The 15,414-nt window shown below is 73.8% G+C and carries 14 protein-coding genes; 9 read left to right on the forward strand and 5 right to left on the reverse strand.

Going from position 1 to position 15,414, the window contains the following annotated elements:
* Positions 1-68: 68 nt before the first annotated feature.
* Positions 69-1,430: a hypothetical protein gene (locus tag ABZ805_RS06285; RefSeq protein WP_358435173.1), complete on the reverse strand. Its 1,362-nt coding sequence runs from the start codon at positions 1,428-1,430 to the stop codon at positions 69-71.
* A 142-nt stretch (positions 1,431-1,572) separates the two neighbouring features.
* On the reverse strand, positions 1,573-2,625 hold the full coding sequence (locus tag ABZ805_RS06290) for a hypothetical protein (RefSeq protein WP_358435176.1): 1,053 nt from the start codon (positions 2,623-2,625) through the stop codon (positions 1,573-1,575).
* A 250-nt stretch (positions 2,626-2,875) separates the two neighbouring features.
* On the opposite strand from ABZ805_RS06290, the gene ABZ805_RS06295 reads away from it, so the two are divergent.
* Complete coding sequence (locus ABZ805_RS06295) at positions 2,876-4,159, forward strand: AI-2E family transporter (protein WP_358435180.1); 1,284 nt, start codon at positions 2,876-2,878, stop codon at positions 4,157-4,159.
* A gap of 120 nt (positions 4,160-4,279) precedes the next feature.
* Here ABZ805_RS06295 and ABZ805_RS06300 read toward each other — a convergent pair whose 3' ends face one another.
* Positions 4,280-5,476, reverse strand: a complete 1,197-nt coding sequence (locus ABZ805_RS06300) for a GGDEF domain-containing protein (RefSeq protein ID WP_358435183.1) — start codon at positions 5,474-5,476, stop codon at positions 4,280-4,282.
* A gap of 278 nt (positions 5,477-5,754) precedes the next feature.
* Here ABZ805_RS06300 and ABZ805_RS06305 point away from each other — a divergent pair, with 278 nt between their 5' ends.
* The 7 genes from ABZ805_RS06305 (at position 5,755) to ABZ805_RS06335 (ending at position 11,374) form a co-directional block, all read left to right on the forward strand.
* The gene (locus ABZ805_RS06305; RefSeq protein WP_358435186.1) at positions 5,755-7,050 is read left to right on the forward strand and encodes a DUF5931 domain-containing protein; all 1,296 of its coding nucleotides are present in this window, start codon (positions 5,755-5,757) and stop codon (positions 7,048-7,050) included.
* Positions 7,047-7,727 carry a response regulator transcription factor gene (locus ABZ805_RS06310; RefSeq protein ID WP_358435189.1) on the forward strand — a complete coding sequence of 227 codons (681 nt, stop codon included), beginning with the start codon at positions 7,047-7,049 and terminating at the stop codon, positions 7,725-7,727. The genes ABZ805_RS06305 and ABZ805_RS06310 overlap by 4 nt, the downstream gene beginning before the upstream one ends.
* 287 nt (positions 7,728-8,014) lie before the next feature.
* Positions 8,015-8,194, forward strand: coding sequence for a hypothetical protein (locus tag ABZ805_RS06315; protein WP_358435191.1), 180 nt, complete (start codon positions 8,015-8,017; stop codon positions 8,192-8,194).
* 126 nt (positions 8,195-8,320) lie between these two features.
* Positions 8,321-8,479, forward strand: coding sequence for a hypothetical protein (locus ABZ805_RS06320; RefSeq protein ID WP_358435194.1), 159 nt, complete (start codon positions 8,321-8,323; stop codon positions 8,477-8,479).
* A 79-nt stretch (positions 8,480-8,558) separates the two neighbouring features.
* A complete protein-coding gene (locus tag ABZ805_RS06325; RefSeq protein ID WP_358435196.1) occupies positions 8,559-8,723 on the forward strand; it encodes a hypothetical protein in 165 nt (54 codons plus the stop codon).
* Between the two features lie 252 nt (positions 8,724-8,975).
* A complete protein-coding gene (locus ABZ805_RS06330) occupies positions 8,976-10,496 on the forward strand; it encodes a hypothetical protein (protein ID WP_358435199.1) in 1,521 nt (506 codons plus the stop codon).
* 116 nt (positions 10,497-10,612) lie between these two features.
* On the forward strand, positions 10,613-11,374 hold the full coding sequence (locus ABZ805_RS06335; protein ID WP_358435202.1) for a BTAD domain-containing putative transcriptional regulator: 762 nt from the start codon (positions 10,613-10,615) through the stop codon (positions 11,372-11,374).
* Between the two features lie 168 nt (positions 11,375-11,542).
* Here the strand turns inward: ABZ805_RS06335 and ABZ805_RS06340 are convergent, their stop codons facing one another.
* Positions 11,543-13,180: a putative PEP-binding protein gene (locus ABZ805_RS06340; protein WP_358435205.1), complete on the reverse strand. Its 1,638-nt coding sequence runs from the start codon at positions 13,178-13,180 to the stop codon at positions 11,543-11,545.
* Positions 13,181-13,592: 412 nt separating this feature from the next.
* On the opposite strand from ABZ805_RS06340, the gene ABZ805_RS06345 reads away from it, so the two are divergent.
* On the forward strand, positions 13,593-14,222 hold the full coding sequence (locus tag ABZ805_RS06345) for a hypothetical protein (protein WP_358435208.1): 630 nt from the start codon (positions 13,593-13,595) through the stop codon (positions 14,220-14,222).
* A gap of 820 nt (positions 14,223-15,042) precedes the next feature.
* Here the strand turns inward: ABZ805_RS06345 and ABZ805_RS06350 are convergent.
* A complete protein-coding gene (locus ABZ805_RS06350; RefSeq protein WP_358435211.1) occupies positions 15,043-15,366 on the reverse strand; it encodes a mycoredoxin in 324 nt (107 codons plus the stop codon).
* Between the last annotated feature and the right edge of the window lie 48 nt (positions 15,367-15,414).

A 15,414-nucleotide genomic window follows, 5' to 3' on the forward strand; every position in this document is an offset into this window, starting at 1 on the left:
CCCGAACGCGGAACGGCCGCCGGACCACTGGGGTCCGGCGGCCGTTCTCGTCGCCGCGGTGCGGTGCGTCAGATGCGCTGGAACTCGACGGTGTCGTCGAGGCCGCGCGGCTGGGCGGCGATGCCCGGGATCGGGACCGTGTGCCCCTGCGCCGCGTTGATCGAGGGCGGAGCGCCGAGCACCGGCAGTTCGATGCCGACCGGCTCGGCGGCCCGCGGCTCCGGCGGCAGCGGGCTGGCCAGGATCCGGTCCCGCTCCGGAGTGGTGGCGTCGAGCTCGTCGAGCACCTCCACCTGCACCGGAACGTCCTCCGGGGTCGTGCTGAACCGGGGGATCGCCGCCAGGAACGACACGGTGGGCCGGTCGTCGGTCTGCGGACCGACCTCGGCCGGCGCCCCGGTGAGCCCGCCGGCGGTGGGGCCGCTGAGCTGCCCGCCGCCGAACGCGTTCAGCTCACCGCCGAGCGGCAGCGGCGCCTGCAGCGGCGACCCGCCGTCGCGCTCCAGCGCGAGCGGACCGGACAGCGCGGGCGGCACCTGCGGGTGGTCCAGGTGCTCGCCCGGGACCTCCAGCGCCAGCTGGTCGGCGCGGGCCGCGGGCACGTGCGGCCGCTCGGCCAGGGCGGCCGCGAGCAGCGACGGCGGGACCTCGTGCAGCCGGACGTCCGGACCGGGCAGCTCACCGGAGGTGAGGTCCACGCCGGCGGCGTCCAGCAGTCCGGTGCCGAGCGCGGCGGGCGCGGCGGACCGCTCCGCCCCGTCCGCGCCGAGCGCGCCGCCCCACAGGGCGACGATGCCGTCCTCGGGGTCCACGGTGGCCGGGTCGGCCAGCGGGATGATCAGCTCGCCGGTCACCTCCGGCACCTGCGCCTCGGCCGGGAGGCCGGGGCCGCCGCGGACGATGTCGCCGATCGGGCCCGCCCAGCTCAGCGAGCGGTGGAAGCCCTCGGCGGGGGTGCGCACCTCGGCGCCGCGGCGGAGGCTGTGCCGTCCGTCGCCCGGCGCCGGCCGCGCGGTCGCCGGGTCGCCGACCCAGCCCGCGAGCTGCATGTCCGGCCGCGCCGGGTCCAGGTCGCGCAGGACCGGGATCTCCTGCGTCATGTCGTGCTCGACGGCGGGGAGCAGGTCGCGCACCGGGTCGATCTTCCCGGTGAGCACCAGTGCCCGGTAGCGGCCGGTGTCGGCGTTCCGGTACGACGCGAACGCTTCGCCCAGCTGCGGCCGGGAGCCGTCGGCGTCGAACGCGGGCAACACGGAATCTCCCCGTTCCGGATCTGCGGTGTCGAATCGGGTACCCAGGCTGCCGTGGTTCCCGTCTCCGGAAGGCCGGGACGGGCCGGTGCCTTCGGCTGCGGCCATCGTGGTTCCCACGGCCAGCACACCACCGGTGACCAGCGCGGCACGCACGCCGCGCTTCGCCCAAGTCTGCATGCGGTCTCCTTCGGATATTTCCCCGTTCGGGCGGGGAAAGCAATGGTTCGAGCGGCGCCGTCCTCGGATGCGTCGATCACGATCCGGCGGCGGTGGTACGAGTGCGTCGCAGAGCGCGGCGAGCGTCGCCGCGGCGCACCGCTCAGTCGGGGGTGGTGCCGGGGGACGGCGCGAAGGTGCCGTTGAGCACGGAATCCGATCGGCCGGGAGAGCTCAGCGCGGCGCGGTCGGCCGAGTCGGCGGGCAGCGGCCAGGTCATGCCGAGACCGCCGTTGCCCGCGCCGCCGTCGGAGGTGTGCCCGGTCGCGCCGCCCGTCGCGGGCGGCACCGGGACGGTCCCGTCCGGGGACCACGGCTCGCGGTGGCCGGGTTCGGCGGGCGCGCGGAAGCTCGCGTCGCCCGCGTCGTGCGCGGTGACCGGGGCCGGAGCATCGGCCGCTTCGGCAGCGGAGACCGCCGGTGCCCGCGGTGCCTCGGCCGCCGGAGCGAGCGGGTTCGGGAGCGGCTGCTCGACGGGGGCGGGTCCCGGGGACGGCAGCGGCGCGGGAGGCGCGGGCGTGCCCGGGGCGATGGCGTCCCGCAGCGGGGCGGTCAGCGCGCCGAGCCCGTCGGTGATCGGCCGGGTCAGCTCCGCCAGCGGCGGAACGGGGCGGTCGGCACCGGGGCCCGGGGTCAGCGCGCCGCGCACCGGGCGCAGCAGCGAGCCCGCGCCGTCCAGCGCGGTCGACACCGGTCGTGCCTCGGCCACCCGGCCGACGAGGTGGTGCGGGGCGAGTTCGTCGAGGGCGAACCGACCGGGGTCCGGACCGTCCACTTCGGAGGAACCCGGCCGCGGTGCGGTGCCGGTGCCGGAGTCGGCGTCCGGGATGTCCGCGGCGCGGGCCAGCGGTGCGGCGATGTGGTGCACGGCGGTGCTCACCCGGTGGGCGGCGGACGGCGCACCCTCGTCGGAGTTCGGCGTCGCGCGGTGCTCCGGCGCGATGGCGTCCCGCACGGGCGCGAGGTCGACAGTGCCGTCCGATGTGGACTCGTGCGCGCCTTCGGCGGCGGGCGGGTCGACCAGCGCGTCCGCGCCGGCGTTCCCGGCGAACCAGCCCACCGAACTGCCCGCGGCCGCGGCACCGGCGACGACCAGCGCGCGAGCCAGCAGCCGCCAACCGCGGCTACCGCCTGCTGTTCGGAGACTGTCCGGCATCTGGTCCGGTTCCACTTTCCGTCGGGGCTGCATGTCCGCTCAACGACCCTCCGTTCGACCGGTCCGGTTGGACCGTTCGGCGGCTTGATCGACGTGCACTGCCGACGGGCACTCTGTCAGCAGGTGGGCCGCAGAGGTAGTGATCTCGCGGAACGCCCCCGTATCGGGTGACACGGGCCTGCCGGCGTCCGCGGATGCGTGATCGCGCCGACCCCACCGGGAACCGCATGGTCACGGCTACGGTGGCGTGGTGACCAACGCGAAGATCGCCCCAACGGAGGACGCCTCCACCCACGTGCCGCGGGTACTGCGAGTGACGGCAGCCGTGTGCTGGCGCCTGCTGGTGGTGCTCGGCACGGTGTACGTGCTGAGCCTGGCGCTCGGCAGGCTCTACGTGGTGGTCATCCCGGTGGCCATCGCACTGCTGCTGGCGGCGCTGCTGGCCCCGGCGGTGTCCTGGCTGGCGCGGCGGCGGGTGCCGCGGGCGATCGCGACGGCGGTGGTGCTCGTCGGCGGCCTGGCGCTGGTCGGCGGCGTGCTCACCTTCGTGATCAACGCGTTCATCAACGGGTTCCCCGAGCTGCAGCGGGAGATCCTGCGCAGCCTCGGGCAGATCCGCGGCTGGCTGTTGCAGGGGCCGCTGCACCTGCGCGAGGAGCAGATCGACGAGTACCTGGGGCAGGCCGCCCGCTGGCTGCAGGAGAACCAGGCGGCGCTGACCAGCGGTGCGCTGTCCACGGCGTCCACGTTCGGCAACTTCCTCACCGGCCTGGTGCTGGCGCTGTTCACGCTGATCTTCTTCCTGCACGACGGCCGCCGGGTGTGGCTGTTCCTGATCGGCCTGGTGCCGTCGCACGTGCGGGGCCGGGTGGACGTGGCGGGCATCCGCGGGTTCGCCTCCCTGGTCGGGTACGTGCGGGCGACGGCGCTGGTCGCGGTCGCCGATGCGGTGGGCATCGGGATCGGGCTGACGATCATCGGGGTGCCGCTGGCGCTGCCGCTGTCCGCGCTGGTGTTCCTCGGCGGGTTCGTGCCGATCATCGGCGCGGTGGCCTCCGGTTCGGTCGCGGTGCTGGTGGCGCTGGTGACCAGCGGCTGGGTGAACGCGCTGCTGGTGGTGCTGGTCGTGCTGCTGGTCCAGCAGGTGGAGGGGCACATCCTGCAGCCGCTGCTGCTGGGCCGCGCGGTGCAGGTCCACGCGCTGGCGGTGGTGCTGGCGATCAGCGCCGGCGTGGTGGTCGGCGGAATCGTCGGGGCGCTGCTGGCGGTGCCGGTGGTGGCGGTGCTGAACTCGGCGATCCGTTCGCTGACGGCGGGCGAGGACGCGGAGACGCCGGTGACGGGAACCGATCCGCACGAGGCGGAACCACCGGCGAATCCGGAATCGGCCGGGAACGAGGCGGACGCGCAGCAGGCGAGCGGCGCGGGGAAGTCCACCGGCACGGGTTCGCACCGCGCGGCGGACGACGCGGGCGGGAAATCCGCGAACGGTGGTCCCGCGGACTCGCCTGGTCCCGATTCCGATTCCCGCTGACCGCGCGCGAACAACCGAAAATCGAAACGAGACCGGGCCGGAAAGGGGTGCTCCCCGCCGGCCCGGACCCGTTCCGGGAGATCCCGAAATCCCGTCGCGAATGCCGAGCGGAATCCGCGCTCAGGCGAACGTCACCGCATTCCGGCCCGACGATTTCGCCGTCAGCAACGCCGCATCCGCGGCCACCAGCAGATCCGGCAGCTCGTAGCCGAACCGCGCCGTCGTCGACACCCCCACGCTCACCGTCACCCCGGTCAGCTCGCGCGGCCGCCCCAGGGTGTCGCGGGTCGGCACCGACAGCGCCGCCACCGACAACCGGACCCGCTCGGCCACCGCGTGCGCCACCTCCGGGCAGGCGTGCGGGAGCAGCACCACGAACTCCTCGCCGCCGAACCGGCCGACCAGGTCCTCCTTGCGCACGCTGTCCCGCAGCATCACCGCGACCGCCGCCAGCACCGCGTCCCCCGCGAGGTGCCCCACCTCGTCGTTGACCCGCTTGAAGTGGTCCAGGTCCAGCAGCAGCAGCGCGGCACCGCGGTCCCGGGCGCTCGCCCGCCGCAACTCCGCCCGCGCGATCCGGTCCCAGTGCAGCGCGTTCGCCAGCCCGGTCTTGCCGTCGCGCTGCGCCGACCGCCGCCAGTGCGGCAGCTGGCCCGCCAGGTCCAGCAGCGCCAGCATCGGCCCGCCCAGCACCGCGACCTCCGGCTGCTGCAGCACCGCCATCCCCAGCACGCCGCCGAAGCAGGCCGCCACGATGCCGAGCAGCACGTCGATCGGCTCGCCCACCACGTCCTCGCGCGGCGCCCCCGGATCGCGCAGCCGCAGCCCGATCCCCACCAGCAGCGCCCGCACCGCCAGCAGCGTCGTCCCGGCCAGCACGATCACCGCCGGGTCCCACCGCGGGTTCTCCCAGCCGACGACCCAGCGGGCCGCGAACACCGCCAACGTCGTCGACGCCGTGACGAACAGCCAGCGGTGCGGGTCCGGCCGCGCCTCCAGCACCCCGTGCAGCGCCGGGCCCAGCAGCAGCAGGACCAGCAGGTTCGGCGGCAGCACCAGCCCACCCGCCGCCAGGTAGGCCATGTGGACCGTCCACGGGTCGCGGCGCACCCCGCTGCGCAGGTGGATGGTCACCGAGGTCGCGATGATGACGGCGGCCGCGGTCCCGCCGAGCATGGCGAACCGGAACCACTGGGTGGGCGTCGGCGGCGAGTTCAGCAGCACCACCGGGAGGACCAGGCCGATGGCGGCGGCCTGGGTGAGCAGCACGTGGATCAGTGCGGGTGCCCGGAGCCGCCACAAGGGCCACGGCGCCATGATTCCTCACGTCTCTTCCTCGCCCGGACGGGCGAGCGGTCCTTGATCCGGTCGACTTTTCCGAAAACGCGCGAATGGCGGTGTCTCGCTTCAGCCAAGTACCGGATCGGTTACTACTCCTGAGCCTGGCATAACTCGATCTTCCGGGGAAACCCGGCTCTCGGGTCCATTCGGGTAGATCCGCTCGGTGACGACAAACACCGAGCGTGTTCACCGATCGTCGGCTCACGGAACTCGATCGATACGGCAGGATGGTCGATCGGGAGGGAACAGCCGTGATGCCGAAGAACACCGCGCCGCAGAGCGTTCGGATCGCCGATGGGCGGTCGCCGTTGTGGCGCGCGCACAACTTCTTCCGATCAGTCGGACTCGTGTACGCGGTGCTGTGGTTCGCGATCCAGTTCCCCGCTTACCAGCGCCCCGCGCTCGCGGTGCTCGAGATCGTCATCATGATCGGCTGGACCGTGTTCACCGTGTGGCGGTTCCGGGTGCGGGACGGCCGGACGAACGCGCTGGTGCTCGTGGACCAGGTGCTGATCTCGGTGCTGTTCCTCGGCAACGAGCTGATCATGACCGAGGAGCAGATGCGGGAGCTCGCCCCGTCGGTGATCAGCATGTGGCAGCCGTCGATGGTGACGCTGGCCGGCGTGCAGTGGGGCTGGATCGGCGGCGGTATCTCCGGCGCGATCTCCGCGCTGATCAACTTCGCGATCCGGGACCTCTACACGCCGCTGATGTTCCAGGACGCGGTGCTGCTGATCGGCGCGGGCATGCTGTTCGGGCTGGCCGCGGACACCGCCCGGCGCTCCACCGAACGGCTCAGCCAGGCGTTGCGCGCGGAGGCCGCGACCGCCGAGCGGGAACGGCTGGCCCGCTCCATCCACGACAGCGTGCTGCAGGTGCTGGCGCGGGTGCGCAACCGCGGCGTGGAGCTCGGCGGGGAGGCCGCCGAGCTCGCCCACCTCGCCGGGGAGCAGGAGATCGCGCTGCGCTCGCTGGTCGCCACCGCCCCGCCCGAGCACGACGCGGAGGGCGAGGTCGACCTGGTCGCCCGCCTCCAGGTGCTGCGCACCGGCAAGGTGCAGGTGTCCGTCCCCGCCACCGACGTCCGGCTGCCCGAGCCGATGGGCTCCGACGTGCTGCTGATCGTGCGGGAGGCGCTGGAGAACGTGGAGCGGCACGCGGGCCCGGATGCGCGCGCTTGGGTCTTGCTCGAAGAGCTGCCGGACGAGATCGTGATCAGTGTCCGGGACGACGGCCCGGGCATCGCCGAGGGCAGGCTGGCCGAGGCAGCCGCGGAGGGCCGGATGGGCGTCGCCCAGTCGATCCGCGGCCGGGTCCGGCACTGGGGCGGCACGATCTCCCTGGACACCACCCCGGGAGAAGGCACCGAGTGGGAGATCCGGTTACCGCACCCGCACTCGGCCCCCGCAGGGGCGGGCGGCCGCGCGCGATCGGTGGCCGAGAAGATGTTCCCCCGGCGGACGGCGCACCCGGCCCCGCTCGCCGCGGACGCGGAACGAGCGGACGACCGGGATGCCGACCCGGCACCGCGCGGAGGAGGAGAAGGATGACCGAGCCGCACGTGTCGGTGATGGTGGTGGACGACCATCCGATGTGGCGCGACGGGGTGTCCCGGGATCTCGCCGAACGCGGCTTCGAGATCCGGGCCACCAGCGGGGACGCCGTGTCCGCGCTGCGGATCGCCCGCACCGTGCGCCCCGACGTGGTGCTGATGGACCTGAACCTCGGCGACACCTCCGGCGTCGACGCGTCCCGGCAGATCACCCAGGAGATCCCCGGGACCCGGGTGCTGGTGCTGTCGGCCAGCGGGGAGCACAGCGACGTGCTGGAGGCGGTGAAGGCGGGCGCCTCCGGCTACCTGGTCAAGTCCGCCTCGGTGGACGAGCTGGTGGACGCGGTCCGCCGCACCGCCGCCGGGGACGCCGTGTTCACCGCGGGCCTCGCCGGGCTGGTGCTGGGCGAGTACCGGCGGATGGCGGTGTCGCCGGGCGCCGAATCGCAGGCCCCGCAGCTCACCGACCGCGAGACCGAGGTGCTGCGGCAGGTCGCGAAGGGCCTCACCGCGCGGCAGATCGCGAACAAGCTGGTCATCTCGCACCGCACCGTGGAGAACCACGTGCAGTCCACGCTCCGCAAGCTGCAGCTGCACAACCGGGTCGAGCTGGCCCGCTACGCCATCGAGCACGGCCTCGACGCCGACGGCGAAACGGGCGCCGAGCCCGGCTGACGCCCCGCGGGAAGCCCGCCCGCAAGATCCACCCCGATTCACCCGACCCGGCGACCACATCGGTCTCCGGGTCGTTTCGCGTCCAGCCCCCGAACGGCCTTCCCGCTGCACAACGCGCGGTTTCACCGCAGGTGACGGGCTGGGCGCCACCGGTCGCCCGAGCGGGTGCCGGCCGCGCACCGTGACGGGCGGGTGACGGACCGGTGACGCCGGGTCTGGCGTACTTCCGGCCAGCGGCGCAAGAGGCCGCGGTTCGAAAGTTCATCAACTCGATGAGGAGTACGACCGTGAACGTTTTCGAGATCTCCGAGCTGGAAGTGTCCGCCGAGCTGCTGCCGACGCGCGAGGCCCTCGGTTCCTTCAACTTCGCCGACCTGTACGCGACCAACACCGCGGTCGCCATCAGCGGTGAGGGCAACGCCGTGGCGGTGGCCAGCCAGGACATCGACCTCGGCCAGAAGGGCTGATCCCAGCCACTGACCAGGTCCTGATCCGGACCGCCCAGGTGACCCCGATGGGGGATATCGGGGTCATCTCCCGCGGCGACGCCGCCGCGACCGTCTTGCACCCATCTCTACACCTTGGAGCACATCGTGAACTTCGAGACCTTCGCTGAGCTGCTGCCCGCCCGCGAGGCCCTGGGCAGCCTGAACTTGGCCGACGTCTACGCCACCAACACCGCGGTCGCCCTCAGCGGCGAGTGCAACGCCGTGGCGCTCGCCAACCAGGACATCGACCTCGGCCAGAAGTGACCCTTCCTGACCGAGTTCCCGGTCGCGCGCCGTTGAACACCGGCGGCGCGCGACCGGACACCACCTAGAAGGAGAAGACATGAACGAACTCGAGCTGGCCGACCAGTCGGCCGAGCTGCTGCCCCGCCGCGAGGCCACCAGCCTCGTCGACGTCACCACGGTCGTGCCGGTGAACGTCGGCGTCGCGGTCAGCCTCGGCGGCGACGCCGCGGCGATCGTCGGCCAGTACACGAACGTGGAGTAAAAGCGGATATCGGACGTGCCGGCCGGCCGGGGACGGGGTTTTCCCGTCCCCGGCCGGTTTTCCTGGAGGGGAACCATGTCAGAAACCACCCAGGTCGGGCCGGGTGCACCCGCCGAGCCCGCCTCGTCCACCCCGCGGAGCCGACGCCGCTCCGGCTCGCCCGCGACGCCCGCGCCGACCGGCCGCCGGGAGGCGCCACCAGCCGAGCCCGGGGCTCCCGGGTCCCCGACGGCCGGATCCCCGACATCCGGGGTGCCGACACCCGCAGCCCCGACGTCCGGATCCCGGGCAGGCGCACCCTGGACTCCGGTACCTCGGGCATCGGCACCCCGGGCTCCCGAACCCCAGGCTCCCGAACCCCGGGCTCCCGAACCGCGGACGCCCGAACCGCAGGCATCCGGACCGCAGACATCCGGACCCCCGGCACCGGAGCCGCAGGCACCCGAGCCCGCCGAGGTCGACGAGCACGCGGTCCCGCAGCTCGCCGCGGGCGTCTCGCTGTGCGGCCGCTACGAAGGCGCCGGGTACACCGATCCGCGCTTCCTCATCGCCCGCGCCGACGGGCAGATGGTGCTGGTGTCCGAGCTGCTCTACGAGGTGGCCACGCACATCGACGGCCGGCGCGACCTCCGGGAGATCGCCGCGCGGGTCAGCGCCGCCGCGGGCCGGGAGATCTCGCCGCTCGGCATCGGCTACCTGGTCGCCGAGAAGCTGCACGCGCTCGGCGTGGCCGCGCTGGACGAACCGGTGGGGAACGCGCCGCGCGCCGATCCGCTGCTGGCGCTGGCGCTGCGCGGCGTGCTGCTGCCCGCGAAGGTGGTGCGTCCGCTGGCCGCGGTGCTCGCGCCGCTGTTCCAACCGGTCCTGGTGGTGGCGGTGCTGGCCGGGATGCTCGTGGCGGACGTGGTGCTGGTGGCTTCCGGCTCGCTGGACCCGGCGTTCCACTCGGCGGTCGGCGATCCGCTGCAGGTGCTGCTCCTGATCGTGCTGCTGATCAGCTCCACGCTGTTCCACGAGACCGGGCACGCCGCGGCCTGCCACTACGGCGGTGGGCGGCCGGGGGCGATCGGCGTCGGCATCCTGCTGATCTTCCCGGCGTTCTTCACCAACGTCACCGACGCCTACCGGCTGACCCGGGCGGGCCGGCTGCGCACCGACCTGGGCGGGCTGTACTTCAACGCGATCTACATCCTGGCGGTGGCCGGGCTGTTCTGGGCGACGCACTTCCCGCCGCTGGCGGTGTTCATCGTGCTCAGCCACATGCAGATGCTGCAGCAGCTGCTGCCGCTGATCCGGATGGACGGCTACTACATCCTCGGCGATCTGGTGGGCGTGCCGAACCTGTTCGGGCTGGTGCGGCCGATGGTGCGCAAGGCGCTGGGCAAGCAGCAGCCGGGGGAATCCGCCGGGGAGGCGCTGCGCCCGCGGGTGCGGCTGCTGGTCACCTGCTGGGTGGCGGTGGTGGTGCCGGTGCTGTTCCTCGCGGTGCTGCTGCTGTTCGTGCGGATACCGCGGTACCTGGGCACGGCGTTGGAGCGCGGGCAGGACTACTGGCTCAGCGGGGCCGCCGGGTTCGCGAACGGTCATCCGCTGGCCGGGGTGCTGGCGGTGCTGTCCATGTTCGTGCTGCTGCTGCCGTGGCTCGGGGGCATCGCGTTCGCCGTCCGCACCAGCCGCAAGATCGGCGCCTGGTACCGCAAGAAGCACCCGCGGTACGTGCCGCGGCACCGCGCTCCGACGACCCGCGACCGGCTGGGTTTCCGCCTCTCGTGAGCGCCGCGGACCTCACCCCGGGTAATCGTGTAACGGCGCGCCGTCACCGCCACGACGCCACCGGTGACGGGTCATGCCTGCGTGTGGCCCGTCTTGGCCGGAACAAGGGGGGAACCATGAGCGAGGGACCTGCGCGCCCGATCCCGCTCCCGAGACCGCAAGCCGCACCGCGGCTGCAGCTGACCTTGCTGGGCGGGTGGTCGCTGCGGTGCGACGGTGCGGGAGTGGCCGTATCCAGCAACGGGCAGCGCCTGCTGGCCCTGCTGGCGCTGCGCGGGCGGACGCAGCGCGACCTCGTGGCGGGCACGCTGTGGCCGGGCAACGACGACCAGAGCGCGCTGGCGAACCTGCGGACCACGCTGTGGCGGGTGCGCAGGCGGGTGCAGGGGGCGATCGTCGGCGGCGGCCCCGAGATCGGGCTGGGCGAGCAGGTCTCGGTGGACGTGCACGAGCTGACGTCCACGGGGGAGCGGCTGCTGCGGCAGGAACCGGTGGCCGACTGGGCGGCGATCGGGCACACCCTCGCCCGGCAGGACCAGCTGCTGCCCGGCTGGTACGAGGACTGGGTGCTGGCCGAGCGGGAGCGCCTGCAGCAGCTGCAGGTGCACGCGCTGGAGATCGCCGCGGAACGGCTGGTGCAGTCGAGCCAGCTGGCGACCGCGCTGGAGGTGGCGCAGGCCGCGACCGTCGTCGAACCGTTCCGCGAGACCGCGCACTGCGCGGTGGTCGAGGTGCTGCTCAAGCAGTCGAACCCGGCGCAGGCGCTGCGCCACTACCGGCGGTACGAGCAGCTGCTGGACCGGGAGCTGGGCATCGAGCCGTCGCGGCGGCTGCGGGAGCTGGTGCGCCCGGTGCTCGGCGACCACGTGCGGGCCTGACGGGGGAACCCGGGCACCCGTGCGGTGTCCGCGGGCGACGGGCTCCGCTGGGGATGGAGCTCGCCGCCCGGCGCGCCGGCCGCGCCCCGGTACTGCCCCACCGGGACGCGGCCGGTGACCGGGGTGGGGTGCGGCGGCGCGCCCCACCCCGGCGATGCCGTTCCGGGGCTATTGCAGGGTGGCGAACGCGGCTTCGCGGGCGCGCGCGGCGTTCGGCGCGTTCTTCGCCTCCTCGGCGGCCTTCTGGTACGCGACCAGCGGGTGCGCGGCGAGCGCGGCACCGACGGCGGGCACCGCGGCGGCGCCCATCGACAGGCTGCTGACGCCGAGCCCGGCGAGCACGCCCGCCAGCAGCGGGTCGGACGCGGCCTCGCCGCAGACGCCGACGGGCTTGCCGAGCCGGTGCCCGGCCTGCCCGATCAGCGCGACCAGCCGCAGCAGCGCGGGCTGCCACGGGTCGTTCAGCCCGGCGAGCGCGCCGGACATCCGGTCGGCGGCGAACACGTACTGCGCGAGGTCGTTGGTGCCGACGCTGACGAAGTCGACGGCGTCGAGCACTTCGTCCGCGGTGAGCGCGGCGGCCGGGACCTCGATCATCACCCCGGCCCGGCCGAGGCCCGCGGCCCGCACCCGGTCGGCGAACCAGGCCGCTTCGTCGGCGGTGGCGACCATCGGCGCCATCACGGAGACCTTCGCGCCGGAGTCCTGCTCGGCACCGGCGATGGCCTCCAGCTGCCGGTCCAGCACGCCGGGCCGCTCGAAGCAGACCCGCACCCCGCGCACGCCCAGCGCCGGGTTCGGCTCGGCGCCCATGTCCAGGAAGGACAGCGGCTTGTCCGCGCCCGCGTCGAGGGTCCGCACCACGACGGGCCTGCCCTCGAACGGGGAGAGCACGTCGGCGTAGGCGGCGCGCTGGGTGCGCACGTCGGGTTCCTCGTCCGCGCCGAGGTAGCAGAACTCGGTGCGGAACAGGCCCACGCCCTGCGCCCCGGCGTCCACCGCGAGCCGCGCGTCGGCGGCCGAACCGACGTTGGCGACGACGGACACGGCGTGCCCGTCGGCCGTGCCGCCGGTGCCGTTCCAGTCGACGCCCTGCCCGCGCTCGGCGGCCTGGGTGCGCACCGTTTCACCGGAGGTTTCGACGCTGCCGGTGTCGCCGTCCACGAGCACGCCGACGACGGGCGCCGCGGCGAGGATGCCGCGGGCCGCCACGACGGCGGGGATGCCCAGCGCGCGGGCCAGGATCGCGGTGTGGCTGGTCGGCCCGCCTTCCTCGGTGACCAGCGCGAGCACCAGCCGCGGGTCGAGGTCGGCGGTGTCGGCGGGTGCGAGGTCGCGGGCGAGCAGCACGCTCGGCCGGTCCAGGTCGGGCACGCCGGGCGGGGTGGCGCCGAGCAGCTCGGCGATGACGCGGTCCCGCACGTCGTGGATGTCCCGGACGCGTTCAGCGAGGTAGCCGCCCGCGTTGCGCAGCGCGTCGGCGAAGCCGTTGGCGGCTTCGTGCACGGCGCGCGGCGCGGGGAGCGCGTTGTTGGTGACGAGTTGTTCGGCCTGCGACAGCAGCGCCGGGTCCAGCGCCATGGCGGCGGTGGTCTCCAGCACGGCCTTGGCTTCGCCACCGACGACTCCGGCGCGCTCGAAGAGCCGGTTCGCGACGGCTTCGGCGGCCGGGCGGATCCGGCGCGCTTCGGCCGCGGCGTCGGCGGGTGCCGGGGTCGCGGCCGGTTCGGGGAGGGCTTCGGCGACCCTGGCGACCGGGCCGGATGCTCGGCCGGAGCTGACTCCGACACCAGTGAACAGCGACATGGTCTAGACCATACCCTTCTCTTGCGGCCTCTCCTCGATCGTAGGCAGGGCTCATCCGATCGGCCTGGAAATGCCCCGCTGGAACGGGCACGCCAGGTGAATTCGCGCCCCGATACGTACCCGTACGGAGCAGCGATTCAGCTGACCGATGAGTAACCGATGAGTAGCCATACGGATTACGCCGGACCCCTTCGGCCGACAGAGTGTGCTCATGGCAACACAGCGCACAGCACGCACGATCGCAGGCCCCGTTTCCGACCTCGCCGAGCACACCGATCCGAGCAACCGGATCACCGCGCTGCTCGCCGAACCCGGGACCGAATTCGGCGTGCTCGGGGAGCAGCTTCGCGGTCCGGCCGCGCAGCGCGCAACGTCATCTGGGGAAACCACGACGAACACCGAAGGTGAAACCGTGAGCACTGGGGAACGCACCACACCGACCGGCGGCGTCCTCGCCGCGCCACCCGACCGACCGTCACCCATCGGCAGCAGACGGGCCCGACCGGCCGCGCCCGACCGGATTCCGCTCCTCGCGGCGATCCGCACCGGCGGCGCACCGATCCCCGGCGAGCCCGTCGACACCAGCTTCGCCGAACCCACGCAGACCCCGGCCGCGCACGCGGCCGGGGCTGCCCCGTCTTCGGGGGAGGTGCGCGACGACGCGGACCCCGACCGCGGCGCGCACCGTTCCGCTCGCGGACCGGCTTCCGCTCGCGAATCCGGGTCGGCCGGCGAGGCGGGTCCCTCCGACGGCTCCGGTGTTCCCGGCGGTTCCAGCCGCATCGTCGTCGAGCCCGACGCGGCGCGGGGAGGCGCCGGCGTTGCCGCGCTGATCGGGGTCGGCCTCGCCGTGCTCGCCGCGATCGCGCCCGCCGGGCCACTGCCCGTTGCCGCTGCCCCCGAGCTCGTCGCCGCGCTGGTGGTCGCGGCGCTGGTGGTCGCGCTGCGCCGGGTCGAGGACGGCAGGCAGGACTTCGGGACCGGGCTGGCGCCGTCGCCCCGTTCCGCGTGGCCGGTGGGGGAGCGAGCCGCGGCGGCGTGACCGCGGTGCGGACACGGCGACATGTCAGCGTGCCGACATGTCGCCGTGTCGACACTGCGGTCACCACACCGCCACGGCGACGCGGCTCCGCCGCGAGAGGGCGGCTCGACGGGAAGCGCGATCGGGAGCAGGGCCGGGCGCGGGGCCGGAAGCGGAGTCGAATCGAAGTCGAGCCGACCCGAAGCGAGCTCCGGTCAGGCGGTTGCCCGATCAGGCAGTGCCCGATCAGGCAGTGCCCGATCAGGCAGTGCCCGATCAGGCAGTGCCCGATCAGGCAGTGCCCGATCAGGCAGTGCCCGATAGGCGATCTCCGCTGAGCAGAGCCCGGCGAGCGGTGCCCGCCGGGCAGGGTCCGACGGACAGCGCCCGGTGAGCCGGTTCAGCGGCGCAGGTTCAGCGGCGCAGGGGTCGATCGACGCGGCGTACCGCTCGGAGCGGCGCCGAACCGGGACCGGACCGAGCAGGAGACGTGTCGAGCAGTCGCCGAATCGACTATCAACGAATCGAGACGGAGACATGTCGACAAATCGGCAACGCGACCCGTGATGGCCCACGACGACCCGGATCTCGTCCACCGCCCGGCATTCGGCGCAACTCGAACCACCGAACATGGGAGCGCTCCCACCCTTTCGGGGGTAGTTCTCGACCAAGTGGCATCCGCGCGGCGCAGCCACGCGTCAGACTGGGTGAGTTGCTGCTCGCCGGTATCGCGCCACCGGCGATCACAACCCCCAGGAGCCGGCCGTGACGCCCCCCGTGCGGCCGGCCCTGGTCCACTTCCCCGGCCCGCGCCGCGCCCCGCGCCGGGAGGCTCTCCCGGTCAGCGGTCCCGCTTGATCCCCAGCGCGTTCAGGGCGCCCGCGACGGGCCCGGGCTTCTGCTCCGGCAGCAGTTCGGGGGCGTGCTCGCGCACCGCGCCGAGCACCTGCGACGCCGACGGGTTCACCGCCGTCCAGTCGCCCAGCACGACCGTCGGCACGGTCTCGTTGCCGTCGGCGATCGACCGGACCACCTCGGCCGCGCCCTGCTCCTGCCAGATGTCGACGTCCCGGTACTCCAGGCCTTCGCGCCGCAGTCCGGCCCGCAGCGACGTGCAGAACGGGCAACCCGGCCGGGTGTAGACGATCAGCTCCGCGGCGCCCATCGGCCGCACCTCCCTGCTCCGGTGATCCACTGGCCTTCGATCCGAGAA

This window comes from Saccharopolyspora sp. NPDC047091 (genome assembly GCF_040643635.1).
GTDB lineage: Bacteria > Actinomycetota > Actinomycetes > Mycobacteriales > Pseudonocardiaceae > Saccharopolyspora_C.

Excerpts from the sequence above, each read along its gene's own strand:
- ABZ805_RS06285 (WP_358435173.1), bottom strand. The coding sequence starts at position 1,430 with ATGCAGACTTGGGCGAAGCGCGGCGTGCGTGCCGCGCTGGTCACCGGT.
- ABZ805_RS06290 (WP_358435176.1), bottom strand. The coding sequence starts at position 2,625 with ATGCCGGACAGTCTCCGAACAGCAGGCGGTAGCCGCGGTTGGCGGCTG.
- ABZ805_RS06300 (WP_358435183.1), bottom strand. The coding sequence starts at position 5,476 with ATGGCGCCGTGGCCCTTGTGGCGGCTCCGGGCACCCGCACTGATCCAC.
- ABZ805_RS06305 (WP_358435186.1), top strand. The coding sequence starts at position 5,755 with ATGCCGAAGAACACCGCGCCGCAGAGCGTTCGGATCGCCGATGGGCGG.
- ABZ805_RS06310 (WP_358435189.1), top strand. The coding sequence starts at position 7,047 with ATGACCGAGCCGCACGTGTCGGTGATGGTGGTGGACGACCATCCGATG.
- ABZ805_RS06325 (WP_358435196.1), top strand. The coding sequence starts at position 8,559 with ATGAACGAACTCGAGCTGGCCGACCAGTCGGCCGAGCTGCTGCCCCGC.
- ABZ805_RS06335 (WP_358435202.1), top strand. The coding sequence starts at position 10,613 with ATGAGCGAGGGACCTGCGCGCCCGATCCCGCTCCCGAGACCGCAAGCC.
- ABZ805_RS06340 (WP_358435205.1), bottom strand. The coding sequence starts at position 13,180 with ATGTCGCTGTTCACTGGTGTCGGAGTCAGCTCCGGCCGAGCATCCGGC.
- ABZ805_RS06350 (WP_358435211.1), bottom strand. The coding sequence starts at position 15,366 with ATGGGCGCCGCGGAGCTGATCGTCTACACCCGGCCGGGTTGCCCGTTC.